Here is a 12,559-nt window from a genome sequence, read left to right on the forward strand (position 1 = left end):
ATGGCGATGCCGGTGGCGATCGCACTGTCGACGAGATAGGCGAGCAGCCGCGAGCCGAAGTCGGCCAGCGGCTGCCCGCCCGGGCTCATCGGCTGCGGCGGCATCGGGCGGTAGCCCGGCGGAGGCTGCTGATAGGGCGGATACTGCGGGTATCCCTGCGGCGGTGGCTGGTAGGTCACCGGGACAGTGTTACAGGTTGCCGCGCAGCTCCTGCTCCCGCTCGATGGCCTCGAACAGCGCCTTGAAGTTGCCCTTGCCGAATCCGAGCGACCCGTGCCGCTCGATCAGCTCGAAGAACACGGTCGGCCGGTCCTGCACGGGCTTGGTGAAGATCTGCAGCAGGTAGCCGTCCTCGTCCCGGTCGACCAGGATCGAGCGCTTCTTCAGCTCCTCGATCGGCGCCCGCACCTCGCCGATGCGCGCCCGCAGCTCGGGGTCGTCATAGTACGAGTCGGGCGTGTCCAGGAACTCGCAGCCGGCCGCGCGCATGGCGTCGACGCTGGCCAGGATGTCGTTGGTGGCCACCGCGATGTGCTGAGCGCCCGGGCCGCCGTAGAACTCCAGGTATTCGTCGATCTGGGACTTGCGCCGCGACACGGCCGGCTCGTTGAGCGGGAACTTAACCTTGCGGGTGCCGTCCGCGACGACCTTGGACATCAGCGCCGAGTAGTCGGTGGCGATGTCGTCGCCGATGAACTCGGCCATGTTGGTGAAGCCCATGACGCGGCCGTAGAACTCGACCCACTCGTCCATCTTGCCGAGCTCGACGTTGCCGACGACGTGGTCGACGGCCTGGAAGAAGCGCTTGGGCTGCAGGCCGGCCTCGATCGCGGCGGTACGGTCGACGATCGGGCCGCGGGCCACGAAGCCGGGCAGGAACGGGCCGTCGTACTGCGAGCGGTCGACCAGCGTGTGCACGGTGTCGCCGTAGGTCGCGATCGACGCCAGCCGGACCGAGCCGTGCTCGTCCTTGACGTCGTACGGCTCGACGACGCCTCGGGCCCCGGCGGCGACGGCGTGCGCGTACGCCTTGTCGACGTCGGGGACGGTGAGGGCGATGTCGGAGACGCCGTCGCTGTGCTTGGTCACGTGGTCGGCGCCGGGCGCCCCGGCGTGCACCGCGCCGGTGATCACGAACCGCGCCGAGCCGCTGACCAGCACGTACTCGGCGTGGTCGCGGTAGCCGTGCTCGGGGCCGCGATAGGCCACGCAGGTCATCCCGAACGCGGTGGAGTAGTAGTGGGCCGCCTGCTTCGCGTTGCCCACGAGGAACCGCAGGTGGTCGACGCCCTTGACGGGGAAGACGTCGGCGGTCTCGGTCTTGCTTTCCATCGTCTGCGTCATGATGTGAGGCTGATCGCATTCCGCCGGTTGGGCAATAGTTACTCTTTCTGCTGCGCAGTCTGCGCAATTGGTAGAGTGGCTGATCACTATGGCTGTACAACTTGACCAGCTTGACGCTCGGGTCATCGAGCTGCTGCAGGAGCGGGCCGGGGTCCTCGAGATCTCCCGCCGGCTGGGCGTCGCCCGGGGGACGGTGCAGGCCCGGCTGGACAAGCTGATCGCGCGGGGAGCGATCCGCGGCTTCGGTCCGGACGTCGCGCCCGCGTCGATCGGCTTCGGGGTCACGAGCTTCGTGACCCTCGAGATCAGCCAGCGGTACGGGCACACGGCCGTCGCCGAGCATCTCGCGGACATCCCCGAGGTGCTCGAGGCGCACACCATCACCGGCAGCGGCGACGTGCTCTGCCGGGTCGTCGCCCGCTCCAACTCCGACCTGCAGCGGGTGATCGACCGCATCCTCGGCTTCGAGGGGATCCTGCGGGCGGCCACGATCATCGCCCTGGCCGAGATGATCCCGTACCGCGTGCTGCCGCTGGTATCAGAAGCCGCGAAATAGATCGACACGGGCATATCGCATCCTCCCGGGCAACAATGATCGATCTCGTTAGCGTGTGTCGTGGCTTCCGGCGGCACACCGAGGGGATACCTGGCGATCTTCGCCATCGTGACCTTCGTCGTGCTCGCGTTGACCAACGTCTTCAACCCCTGGCCCAAGGTGTGGGGCTGGGTCACGGCGAGCGGCCCGATCGCCGAGGGCTCGTCGCAGTGGCAGGTCAAGCTGAGCGGCTCGCCGGAGAGCGCGGTCATCGCCGGCGACGCGGTGATCGTCGAATACCGCACCCGGGTCGAGTCGTACGGGCTCGGCGCGGGCGTGAAGCTGTGGCAGTCGGATGCGGACTGGGGCTCGGTGGCCGGCCGCGGCAACGATGCCGTGGTGGTCACCGGCAAGCTGCTGACCAAGGGTTACCAGGTGCTCGACCCCGGCAGCGGGGTGGTCCGGCGGTCGGACACCACGGCCACGGCGGTGTGGGCGTACGCGGACGCGATCGTGGACCTGAGCTGCGCCAAGGGTGGCGAGTGCCGGCTCTCGGCCTGGGACCCCAGGGGCGCCCGTCCGCTGTGGACGGTGAGCACCGGCGGCATCGGCTTCGTGCTCGACGCGGCGAACCCCGATCTGCCGGACACCCAGCCGCTGGGCGCGTCGCAAGTGGACGATCAGGTGGCCGGGCGGCCGTACCTGCCGGCACTGCTCGGGCTGCCGGACGACGGCCGGGTGCGGATCGTGGACACCGCGGTCGGGCGGGTCGTGCAGACCGTGACGCCCAAGCTGGAGGAACGCGTCTCCGTGGTCGGCGGGCGGGTGCTCACCGTGACGGGCAAGGCCGGCGACGGCACCTGCTACTACAGCGTGGTGGCCACCGATCCGCCGGACGGGGTGGTGTGGCGGCGGGACGGGCTCAACCTGCGTACCGCGGACAACGGCTCCTCCTGCAAGCAGGAGCGCGACCCGGCCGGCGGCGACGACGTGGTGCTCGGGGTGGATCCGGTCGGCCGCGAGGAGCTGATCGCCGCGCACGACGGGCGCCGCCTCTGGTACGGCGAAAAGGACCAGGACGTGGTGGCGGTCAGCGACGGGTACGCGATCGTCCGCAGCGCCGACCAGCGGACCTTCAGTGGGAGGTCGTTCTCCCGCGGCGGCGTGACGTGGCGGCGCGGAGTCAACGACGGGGCGTCCGCGGCGCTCACCCCGTACGCGGCGGTGGTGGCGAACACGTCACCGCGGCGGATCCTGGCGTTGTCGCCTGCCAGCGGGCAGGTGCTGGTGGAGACGCGTACCGAAGCCAAGGTCTTCGCCTGCGGGCCGGACGGCTTGATCGCCGTGGACGGGCGGGACATGGCTTACCTTCCGTATCGGTGACCGGAAACCGGTACCGGGAAGTGACCTAGCGGTTTTCACCTTGCGGATCGGCCGGATTAGGCTTGCCGCTCATGACCGCACCGACCCCGTTCTCCTACGCGCCGCTGCTGCCGCTCGGTGACGACGCATGCGAGTACCGCCTGATCAGTGACGAGGGCGTGGACGTGGTCGAGGGTCCGGGCGGACGCCGCTTCCTGACGGTCGAGCCGAGCGTGCTCACCACGCTGACCGCCGAGGCCATGCACGACATCGCGCACTTCCTGCGGCCGGCCCACCTGGCGCAGCTCCGCGCGATCATCGACGACCCCAAGGCCTCGCCGAACGACCGCTTCGTGGCGCTCGATCTGCTGCGCAACGCGAACATCGCGGCCGGCGGTGTGCTGCCGATGTGCCAGGACACCGGCACGGCGATCGTGCTCGGCAAGCGCGGCCGGCACGTGCTCACCGACGGCACCGACGAGCAGGCCATCGCGGACGGCGTGTACCAGGCGTACACCCGGTTGAATCTGCGGTATTCGCAGCTGGCGCCGCTGACCATGTGGGACGAGAAGAACACCGGCACCAACCTGCCGGCGCAGATCGAGCTGTACGCCGAGGACCCCGGCGGGCAGCCGGACGCGTACAAGTTCCTCTTCATGGCCAAGGGCGGCGGCTCGGCCAACAAGTCCTACCTCTACCAGGAGACGAAGGCGCTGCTGAACCCGGCGCGGATGATGGAGTTCCTGGACGAGAAACTGCGGCTGATCGGCACCGCCGCCTGCCCGCCCTACCACCTGGCGGTGGTGATCGGCGGCACCAGCGCCGAGCACGCGCTCAAGACGGCGAAGCTGGCCAGCGCGAAGTATCTGGACAACCTGCCGCGGCAGGGCTCGATGGCGGCGCACGGCTTCCGCGACGTCGAGCTGGAGGCGGCGGTGCTCGAGCTGACCCGCGACTTCGGCATCGGCGCGCAGTTCGGCGGGCGGTACTTCTGCCACGACGTACGCGTGATCCGCCTGCCCCGGCACGGCGCATCCTGCCCGGTGGCCATCGCGGTGTCCTGCTCGGCCGACCGGCAGGCGGTCGCGAAGATCACGCCGTCCGGCGTCTGGCTGGAACGGCTCGAGCCGGACCCGGCGCGCTTCCTGCCGGACGTCGACCTGGGCAGCGAAGAGGTCGTCAAGGTCGACCTCAACCAGCCGATGGACCAGATCCGGACGCTGCTGTCGAAGTACCCGGTGCAGACCCGGCTGTCGCTGAGCGGCCCGTTGGTGGTGGCCCGGGACATCGCCCACGCCAAGATCGCCGAGCGGCTGGACGCGGGCGAGCCGATGCCGTCGTACCTACGGGACCACGCGGTCTACTACGCGGGTCCGGCGAAGACGCCGGAGGGCTACGCGTCGGGCTCGTTCGGACCCACGACGGCGGGCCGGATGGACTCCTACGTGGAGAGGTTCCAGGCGGCGGGCGGTTCGCTGGTGATGCTGGCGAAGGGCAACCGCTCCACCCAGGTGACCAGGGCCTGCCAGACGCACGGCGGCTTCTATCTGGGCTCGATCGGCGGCCCGGCGGCGCGCCTGGCCCAGGACTGCATCCGCCACGTCGAGGTCCTGGAATACCCGGAGCTGGGCATGGAGGCGGTCTGGCGGATCGAGGTGGAGGACTTCCCGGCCTTCATCGTCGTGGACGACAAGGGCAACGACTTCTTCGCCGAGGTCACCAAGCCGGTCCTGAGCATCGGTCGCCGCTAGACCGCCGGCCGGCGGTCACCACCAGTAGTTGTCCTGGGCCGTGTAGGGGTCCTCGAGCTCGGCCGTCTCGCCGGCGGTGAGCTCGAGGTCGAGCGCGGCGACGGCGTCCTGCAGGTGTTTCGGCCTGGTGGCGCCGACGATCGGGCTGGCGACGACGGGCTTGGACAGCACCCAGGCCAGGGCGACCTGCGCCATCGGCACACCCCGGGTCTGGGCGACCCGCTGGATCGCCTCGACCACCGGCTTGTCCACCTCCCGGTCGAACGCCCGCGCGACGTTGTCGGATGCCGACCGGGCGGTCTGCTCGCCCCACGGCCGGGCGGCGCGGCCCTTGGCCAGCGGCGAGTACGGGGTGAGCCCGACGCCCTGATCGAGGCACATCGGGATCATGTCGCGCTCCTCCTCGCGTTTGAGCACGTTGTACTGGTCCTCCATGGCCGAGAAGGTGGTCCAGCCGTGCACCACCGCGGCGTGCTGCATCTTCGCGAACTGCCACGCCCACATCGACGAGGCGCCGAGGTAGCGCACCTTGCCCGCCCGGACCAGATCGTGCAGGGCCGCCATGGTCTCCTCGACCGGCGTCTGGTCGTCGAAGCGGTGGATGTAGTAGACGTCGATGTAGTCGGTGCCGAGCCGGCGCAGCGACTCGTCGATCTGCTCGAGAACGGCCTTGCGGGACAGGCCGCTGCCACCGGGCCCGTCGTGCATCTTCCCGCTGACCTTCGTGGCCAGCACGATGTCCTCGCGCCGGGAAAATCGGGTGATCGCGCGCCCGACGAACTCCTCGGACGTGCCGCTCTGATACACGTTGGCGGTGTCCCAGAACGTGACGCCGAGCTCGACGGCCTGCCGGAAGAGCGGGGCGGCGGCGTCCTCGTCCAGCGTCCACTGATGCATGCCCGCGGTCGCGACGCCGTAGCTCATGCAGCCCAGCGCTATCCGGCTCACCCTCAGCCCGGTGCGGCCCAGTCGTGTGTACTTCACGAGTTCACTTCGCCTTCGTCCGGGGCTCGGGTCTCGAGCCTAGACCGCCCGCGGTACGCGGGAAGGCGGTGCGATTCAGCAGGACCAACACGCCGGAGAAGGCGACCATCACCGCTCCGATAAGCGGCAGTGCGGCCAGCCGGCCCGCGCTGAACAACCGCTCGCCCACCAGCGCTCCGGCGCCGATGCCGACCTGGAAGGCGACCACGTAGACCGCCGACGCCGCGTCCCTGGCCTCCGGCGCCACGCGCAGCACCGCCGCCTGCAGACAGACCGGGCTGGCCGTGAACGCTCCGCCCCACAGCAGCGCCGCAGCGACCGTCGGCACCACGCCCCACACCGGGATCAGCGCGAGCAGCGAAACCGTCAGCGCGCCGATCAGGGTCAGCAGGAGCGGGCCCGGCCGGCGGTCCACGAAGCGGCCGGCCGCCCAGTTGCCGATCAGGCCGAAGGCGCCGTAGCCGAGCAGCAGCGCGCTCAGGCCGGTGCCGGTCAGGCCTCCGTCGCGGCGGACCAGGGGCGCGATGTACGTGTACGCCGCGAAGTGCCCCACCACGAGCACCACCGTGATCAGGCAGACCGCCGCCACGGGCCTGGACCGCAGGATCGCCACCGAAGCATGCAGGCGCGTGCGGAGGCTCGTACCCAGATCCTTCGGCAGCGCCGGCATCGCCGGCAGCACCCGCAGCAGCACCAGCACGCAGACCACGCCCAGCCCGCCCAGCACCGCCACCGCGGCGCGCCAGCCCAGCCACTGCCCGAGCGCCGTGCCCAGCGGAACGCCGAGCACGATCGCCAGCGAGTTGCCCGCGAAGACCATCGCCGTCGCGCGACCGGCCATCGAGGGTGGCGCCAGCCGGGCGGCGACCGGCGCGATCGCCGACCAGAACACGCCGTGCGCCACCGCGCAGATCAGCCGGGCCAGCACCAGCACGGCGAAGCTCGGCGCCAGCGCCGCGCAGACCTGCGACACCGCGAAGATCGCGACGGTCACGGCGATCAGCCGGTGCCGCGGAATCCGCATGGTGATCGCGGTCAGCGGGATGGTGGTCACCCCGGCAACGACGGCGTAGCTGGTCAGCAGCAGGCCGACGGCCGACTCGCTGACGTGCAGCCCGGATGAGATCTCCGGGAGCAGCCCGACCGGCAGGGTCTCGGCGGTGACGTAGACGAAGGCCGACGCCCCGAGTGCCGCGAGGGCCAGCCGATGCATCAGCGCAGCCTATGGGCCGAGTGAAACGATCACCACGGGCTCCGGCGAGAAGGGAGAGCCGTCACTCTTGAGCCGCTCGACGGCGAGGAAGTTCCCGGCGAGCTGCCAGCCGCCCGGCTTCCAGTCGAGGCTGCTCTCCTGCGTCGTCTTCAGCGGGAAGTCGGCGGTCACCACGCCGGACGCCGAGCGGATCACCAGATGCCGGTCGGCGGTGATCTCGAAGGGTCCGGTGATCGGGCCGGTGGCTCCGGCCGACCGCAACGGCACCTCGCCGCTCGGGCGGTCCCACAGCTTCGCGCCGGTGGCGGCCGCGAAGGCGCTGACCCGGCCCCGGGACGAGACCAGGACCGCGCCGGCGGTCGCGGAGAACCCCGGTGGCGACCACACCGCCGTCCGCGCGTCGATGAATCCGCCGGCCGGCGGCCCGGACGCCCGCCAGAGCGCACGGCCGGTCAGCCCGTCGATGGCCACCAGTTGCCCGTCCGACCAGCGCGAGACCACCGTGGCGCCGGCCGCCACGACGCCGCTGACCTGGGCCGGCCACCGCCGGAACGACCACGACGGCGTGTACATCGTCTTGAGCGAGATCGGCCCGTCGGCACGGACCTGCCGTTTGCTCGCGAAGACCCGCAGCCGCCCGTCCACGAGCAGGGGCGGCGAGGCGGTGCGACCGGTGACGCCGGCGGCCGGCCTGTCCCCGGGCGGGACCGCGCCGGGCGACAGCAGGTCCGTCGGCCGGAGCACTCGCCAGCCGATCAGGCCGGTGGCGACGACGAGCACCAGCGCCAGCAGAAGGCGACGCACTACGCGGCAGCCGCCAGGTCGTCGAGATCCCGACGCAGGGCGCCCTCGACCGTACGCGCGGCCAGCCCCCCGAACACCATCGCCAGGAAGCGACCGGCCGGGGCGGTGGGCGTGCCGTCCTGAACCACGGTGACCATGGTGCCACCGCGGTGCCGGCCCTCGGTCACCGGCACGAAGGTGTACGCCATCCGGTACTCCGCACCGATCCCGGGCGACTCGACCACGAACTCGGCCGGCGCGACGCACTCGGCCACCCGGAACTCCTCGGTGATCTCGGCGTCGTCCGGCATCGTGCGCGTCTCCCGCCAGACCGTGCCCTGCCCGAACGGACCGTCGGTCAGCAACTGCACCTCGGTGACCGTGGACAGCCACTCGCAGCGGCGGGGCAGGTCGGTGAACACCCGCCAGACGTCCTCGACCGGAGCCTCCACCAGGCGGGTGACCACGACAGTCGACATGTCAGCATCCTATTCATATCCCGCGCTGACGAGACCGAGTCGGATCAGTTCGGTCAGCGGGTCCAGCACGGCCACCGCGCCGTACCCGACCCACAGCGGCCGGGCCTGGTCGCGCCGCGCCCGGGCCGGCTCGACCAGGGGCACCGGGTGCGTCGCGGCCAGCGCCTCGGCGACCTCCGCCACCTCGTTGCCGTCGTCGGCCAGCAGCGACGCGACCAGCACGTTGAGGAAGCCGTGATGGGTGAAGCCGGTCTCCGGGTCGGTGTGCCGCAGCGCGTGCCGGATGCCGGGGGCCAGCTTGAACGGCAGGTCGCGGTCGCGGCACGCGCAGATCACCGCGGCCAGCTCGACCGGAGTCGGGAAGAGCTCGGCGGCCAGCCCGCCGACCCGGAATTTCGGCGCGAGCCGGAAGCCGTCCGCGCGCGCCGCGGCGACCGCGTCGAGGGCGGCCAGCAGGCCCCAGCTCAGCGGGATCTCGGCGTACACGTCGAGGTCTTTGTCATTGAGCGCGAATCGGCGCAGATCGGCCAGCCCGGGCTGCGGATCCTCGCCGCGCCGGGCGACCGCCGCCTCGACCTGGCACACCCGCGCACCGCTGTGCCGGAGCTTGGCCACCGCCGCGGGCAGGCCGCCGATCGGCATGTCGTTGATCACGCCGACCGGGAGGCCGGGCGGGTCACAGGCGAAATCCAGCAGCGACGAGGGCACGAGGAACGTGTTCAACAGCCCGGCGTACCAGGCCTGCTGGTGCTCGCGGAACGCGGTCGTGGCGGCGGAGACCGTGATGATGCCCGGCGGCAGCAGGGATGCGTCATCGACGATCCCGGCGAACAGCGGTGGCACCATCGTTGACACGAAACCGAACCTAATAGACGCTGCGAGAAGTGGACAACAGCGTCCGCTATGTCGGAATTCCGGTCGGGTGAAGGTGGCGACGATGCCGTACTACCGAAGCGTCGGGGACGTGCCGAGGAAGCGTCACACGCAGTTCCGTCGGCCGGACGGCCGGCTGTACGCCGAAGAACTGATGGGCCAGGAGGGCTTTTCTGCCGATTCGTCGTTGCTGTACCACCGCAACGCGCCGACCGCGATCTCGGCCGCCGAGCCGTTCGACCCGCCCGAGACCAGGCAGACGCCGAACCGTCCGCTCAAGCCGCGGCACCTGCGCACGCACAAGCTGGACGACGGCCCGGCGGACGCGGTGCTCGGCCGGCAGACCCTGCTGGCCAACAACGACGTGCGCATCGGGTACGTGGTGGCCGACCGCCCGTCGCCGTTGTACCGCAACGCGATCGGCGACGAGTGCCTCTACTTCGAGTCCGGCTCGGCGACCATCGAGACCACGTTCGGCGTGCTCGAGGTGCTGGGCGGCGACTACGTGATCATCCCGACGTCCGTGGTGCACCGGATCATCCCGGACGAGAAGGTGCGCATCCTGACCATCGAGGCGACCGGCCACATCGGCCCGCCCAAGCGCTACCTGTCGGTCCGCGGCCAGTTCCTCGAACACTCGCCCTACTGCGAGCGCGACATCCGCGGCCCCGAGGACCCGCTGCTGGTCGAGGGCACCGACGTCGAGGTGCTGGTGCGGGCCCGCGGTGGCTGGACCAAGCACGTGTACGCCCAGCACCCCTTCGACGTGGTCGGCTGGGACGGCTGCCAGTACCCGTGGGCGTTCTCGATCCACGACTTCGAGCCGATCACCGGCCGCGTCCACCAGCCGCCGCCGGTGCACCAGACGTTCCAGGGCCCCAACTTCGTGATCTGCTCGTTCGTGCCGCGCAAGGTCGACTACCACCCGCTGGCAATCCCCGTGCCGTACAACCACCACAACGTCGACTCCGACGAGATGATGTTCTACACCGGCGGCAACTACGAGGCGCGCCGCGGCTCCGGCATCGAGCAGGGGTCGATCTCGCTGCACCCGTCGGGGTTCACCCACGGGCCGCAGCCGGGCGCGGTCGAGCGGGCGTTGGGTGCCGAGTTCTTCGACGAACTCGCCGTCATGGTCGACACCTTCCGCCCGCTCGATCTCTGCGACGCCGGCCTAGCGGTGGAGGACACCGGTTACGCCTGGACCTGGAACCGTTAGGGGATGCGGAACTCTTCGCCGTAGACGTGGAACACCAGCGGGGTGTTCAGGTCGAGGTTGCCGTTGCGGAGGAAAACGCGCTGCGCGGTGTCCACCCGGGACGTGTCCTCGTGCGCTTCCTCCTTCTTCATCTCGACGACCCGCGCGTCCAGGAAGGCGTTGAGGTACGCGGTCTCGTCTCCGCCCTGCGACGGCGGCCGGGCCACCCGCAGCGCGGCGTTGCGGATCGAGCGCATCCCGCTGTAGCCGTGCATCACCGCGGCGTCGTAGTACGCGAACTGGCCCAGCGCGCGGAGGCCGTCGTTCTTGGCGTCGCGGACCGAGGGGTTGAAGTAGACCCGGTCGCGCTCGGACTCCTGAGCGTTCTGGAACACGGTGTCGTTCGCGGCCGTCACCCAGTCGCGGGTGTAGTTCGGGTCGAGACCCTCGTGCGAGTCGGTCCCGTCGACCCGGCGCAGCGCCGGCAGATACTTGGCCAGCACGTTGCCCGGCTTGGCCGCGGTGTACGCCTCGACCAGCTCGAGCATGTCACCGGTGCCGGAGCAGAAGCCGATGATCCCGGCCGTGTAGCCGCGCCCGTCTCCGATGTCCTCGATGTACTTGAACTGAGCCCGCCAGTTCAGCGACGAGTTCTCCGCCGTGCTGACGATCTGCATCGCGACGTCCTTCTTCGCCGGGTTGTCGAGCGGCGTGCCGGCGGCCGGCGGCGGGTCGGTGGGCGGCGTGGTCCCGCCGCCCGGCAAGGTCCATCGCTGGTTCGCGCCGCCGTTGCAGGTCCAGATCTGCAGCCGGGTGCCGTCGGCGCTGTTGCTGTTGGGCACGTCTAGGCACTTACCGGAGTTGGGGTTGCGCAACCCGCCGTTGTCGGCGATCCACTTCTGCGCGGCGGAGTCGTTGCAGTCCCAGAGCTGGACCTTGAGGCCGTCGGTGCGACCCGCGGACGGAACGTCGAGGCACTTGCCGAGCGCTCGGAGGTCGTTGCCGACGGTCCAGATCTGGGCGTTGGTCTGGTTGCAGGTGTAGAGCTGGACGGCTGTGCCGTTGGCACTGTTCGCGGCGTTGACGTCGACGCACTTGCCGGCGAGGCCGACGACCGGCCCGGCAGCGGCGGCCTCCGCCTGCAGGACGCCGAAGACGACCGCAGCCGAGCTGAGAAGCAATCCTGCGCTGACCGCGAACACGGTCCTGGGGATGGACATGATGCTCCTGCTGGATGTGTGGGGGTGTTTCGTTCCGGCAGGTCACGCTAGGACAGTTAAACTAATTAATCAATTGGTGAGCGTCGATAAGGCGGTCCGTGCAGCATCGCTTGACACCGATGCCGCGCCCGCCTACGTTCCGTGACAAACCATCTGAGGAGGCCGGTTGTCGCGCCCTGCGGGTTCGTCGAAGCTGCTCCGCGTCATGAACGAGAGCGCCGCCTTCGCCCACCTGCTGGACCCCGGCCACCTCACCCGCGCCGACCTGCGCCGGCTGACCGCGCTCTCGACGCCGACGATCTCCGAGGTGCTGCGCCGCCTGACCGTCGCCGGCCTGATCTCGGTGGTGGGCTACAACAGCGGCCGGCCCGGCCCGAACGCCGAGATCTACTCCGCCAAACCGGATGCCGCCTGGACCGCCGCGATCTCGGTGCGCGACATCGGCGCCAGCCACGCGCCGTCACTGGCCGCATCGGTGTCCGACCTGACCGGCGCGGTCCGCGCCCGGGTCGAGGCCCGCGTCGACTTCCTGCACACCGACCCGGTCGACGCGATCGCCGACGTGGTCGCCCGGCTGCGCGCCGAGACTGGCGCACCCGCCGACCGGATCCGCCAGGTCCAGCTCGGGGTGGCCGGCTCGTACGACGCCAGGTCGGAGATCATCCACCACGTGGAGGTGCCGGGCTTCGGGCGTACCGGCCTGGTGCCGGAGATCGCCGCCCGCCTGGGCACCCGGGTCGACGTCGACAACGACGTGAACCTCGCGGCGGTCGCCGAACCCCGCCGCCGCGTGGGGCCGGAGGCCGACGGAATCGCC

General features: G+C 70.5%; 12 protein-coding genes. 5 read left to right on the forward strand and 7 right to left on the reverse strand.

From position 1 onward, the window contains the following. Window positions 1-189 precede the first annotated feature (189 nt). Window positions 190-1,344 (reverse strand): 4-hydroxyphenylpyruvate dioxygenase, encoded by a 1,155-nt coding sequence (gene hppD / locus AB0M20_RS08260; RefSeq protein WP_364295746.1) that lies wholly within the window; start codon window positions 1,342-1,344, stop codon window positions 190-192. An 88-nt stretch (window positions 1,345-1,432) separates the two neighbouring features. Here hppD and AB0M20_RS08265 point away from each other — a divergent pair, with 88 nt between their 5' ends. The 3 genes from AB0M20_RS08265 (at window position 1,433) to AB0M20_RS08275 (ending at window position 4,992) form a co-directional block, all read left to right on the forward strand. Continuing rightward, window positions 1,433-1,900 (forward strand): Lrp/AsnC family transcriptional regulator, encoded by a 468-nt coding sequence (locus AB0M20_RS08265; RefSeq protein ID WP_364295749.1) that lies wholly within the window; start codon window positions 1,433-1,435, stop codon window positions 1,898-1,900. A gap of 60 nt (window positions 1,901-1,960) precedes the next feature. Then, window positions 1,961-3,262: a hypothetical protein gene (locus AB0M20_RS08270; RefSeq protein WP_364295752.1), complete on the forward strand. Its 1,302-nt coding sequence runs from the start codon at window positions 1,961-1,963 to the stop codon at window positions 3,260-3,262. A 71-nt stretch (window positions 3,263-3,333) separates the two neighbouring features. Continuing rightward, entirely contained in the window at window positions 3,334-4,992 is a 1,659-nt protein-coding gene (locus AB0M20_RS08275) for a fumarate hydratase (RefSeq protein WP_364295755.1), read from the forward strand. 15 nt (window positions 4,993-5,007) lie between these two features. Here AB0M20_RS08275 and AB0M20_RS08280 read toward each other — a convergent pair whose 3' ends face one another. Genes AB0M20_RS08280 through AB0M20_RS08300 form a run of 5 tightly spaced genes read right to left on the reverse strand, consistent with a single transcriptional unit; the run spans window position 5,008 to window position 9,306 of the window. After that, window positions 5,008-5,976 carry an aldo/keto reductase gene (locus AB0M20_RS08280; RefSeq protein WP_364295758.1) on the reverse strand — a complete coding sequence of 323 codons (969 nt, stop codon included), beginning with the start codon at window positions 5,974-5,976 and terminating at the stop codon, window positions 5,008-5,010. A 4-nt stretch (window positions 5,977-5,980) separates the two neighbouring features. Further along, window positions 5,981-7,189, reverse strand: coding sequence for an MFS transporter (locus AB0M20_RS08285; RefSeq protein ID WP_364295761.1), 1,209 nt, complete (start codon window positions 7,187-7,189; stop codon window positions 5,981-5,983). A 9-nt stretch (window positions 7,190-7,198) separates the two neighbouring features. Beyond that, window positions 7,199-7,993: a PQQ-binding-like beta-propeller repeat protein gene (locus AB0M20_RS08290; RefSeq protein WP_364295764.1), complete on the reverse strand. Its 795-nt coding sequence runs from the start codon at window positions 7,991-7,993 to the stop codon at window positions 7,199-7,201. Then, window positions 7,993-8,451, reverse strand: coding sequence for an SRPBCC family protein (locus AB0M20_RS08295; RefSeq protein WP_364295767.1), 459 nt, complete (start codon window positions 8,449-8,451; stop codon window positions 7,993-7,995). Before AB0M20_RS08295 ends, AB0M20_RS08290 begins: the two co-directional genes overlap by 1 nt. Window positions 8,452-8,460: 9 nt before the next feature. Further along, complete coding sequence (locus AB0M20_RS08300; RefSeq protein WP_364295770.1) at window positions 8,461-9,306, reverse strand: hypothetical protein; 846 nt, start codon at window positions 9,304-9,306, stop codon at window positions 8,461-8,463. 82 nt (window positions 9,307-9,388) lie between these two features. On the opposite strand from AB0M20_RS08300, the gene AB0M20_RS08305 reads away from it, so the two are divergent. Beyond that, on the forward strand, window positions 9,389-10,543 hold the full coding sequence (locus AB0M20_RS08305; protein WP_364295774.1) for a homogentisate 1,2-dioxygenase domain-containing protein: 1,155 nt from the start codon (window positions 9,389-9,391) through the stop codon (window positions 10,541-10,543). Here the strand turns inward: AB0M20_RS08305 and AB0M20_RS08310 are convergent. Beyond that, on the reverse strand, window positions 10,540-11,742 hold the full coding sequence (locus AB0M20_RS08310) for a chitosanase (RefSeq protein WP_364295777.1): 1,203 nt from the start codon (window positions 11,740-11,742) through the stop codon (window positions 10,540-10,542). The two genes, AB0M20_RS08305 and AB0M20_RS08310, sit on opposite strands and share 4 nt — an antisense overlap. Before the next feature lie 166 nt (window positions 11,743-11,908). Between AB0M20_RS08310 and AB0M20_RS08315 the strand changes: the two genes are divergently transcribed. Next, a partial coding sequence (locus AB0M20_RS08315; RefSeq protein ID WP_364295780.1) for an ROK family protein occupies window positions 11,909-12,559 on the forward strand: 651 nt, incomplete at its 3' end.

It is taken from the genome of Actinoplanes sp. NPDC051633 (assembly GCF_040681735.1).
GTDB lineage: Bacteria > Actinomycetota > Actinomycetes > Mycobacteriales > Micromonosporaceae > Actinoplanes.

Bases quoted from the DNA above. Each gene is read 5' to 3' on its own strand.
- hppD (WP_364295746.1), bottom strand. From the start codon at position 1,344: ATGACGCAGACGATGGAAAGCAAGACCGAGACCGCCGACGTCTTCCCC.
- AB0M20_RS08265 (WP_364295749.1), top strand. From the start codon at position 1,433: ATGGCTGTACAACTTGACCAGCTTGACGCTCGGGTCATCGAGCTGCTG.
- AB0M20_RS08275 (WP_364295755.1), top strand. From the start codon at position 3,334: ATGACCGCACCGACCCCGTTCTCCTACGCGCCGCTGCTGCCGCTCGGT.
- AB0M20_RS08285 (WP_364295761.1), bottom strand. From the start codon at position 7,189: ATGCATCGGCTGGCCCTCGCGGCACTCGGGGCGTCGGCCTTCGTCTAC.
- AB0M20_RS08295 (WP_364295767.1), bottom strand. From the start codon at position 8,451: ATGTCGACTGTCGTGGTCACCCGCCTGGTGGAGGCTCCGGTCGAGGAC.
- AB0M20_RS08305 (WP_364295774.1), top strand. From the start codon at position 9,389: ATGCCGTACTACCGAAGCGTCGGGGACGTGCCGAGGAAGCGTCACACG.
- AB0M20_RS08310 (WP_364295777.1), bottom strand. From the start codon at position 11,742: ATGTCCATCCCCAGGACCGTGTTCGCGGTCAGCGCAGGATTGCTTCTC.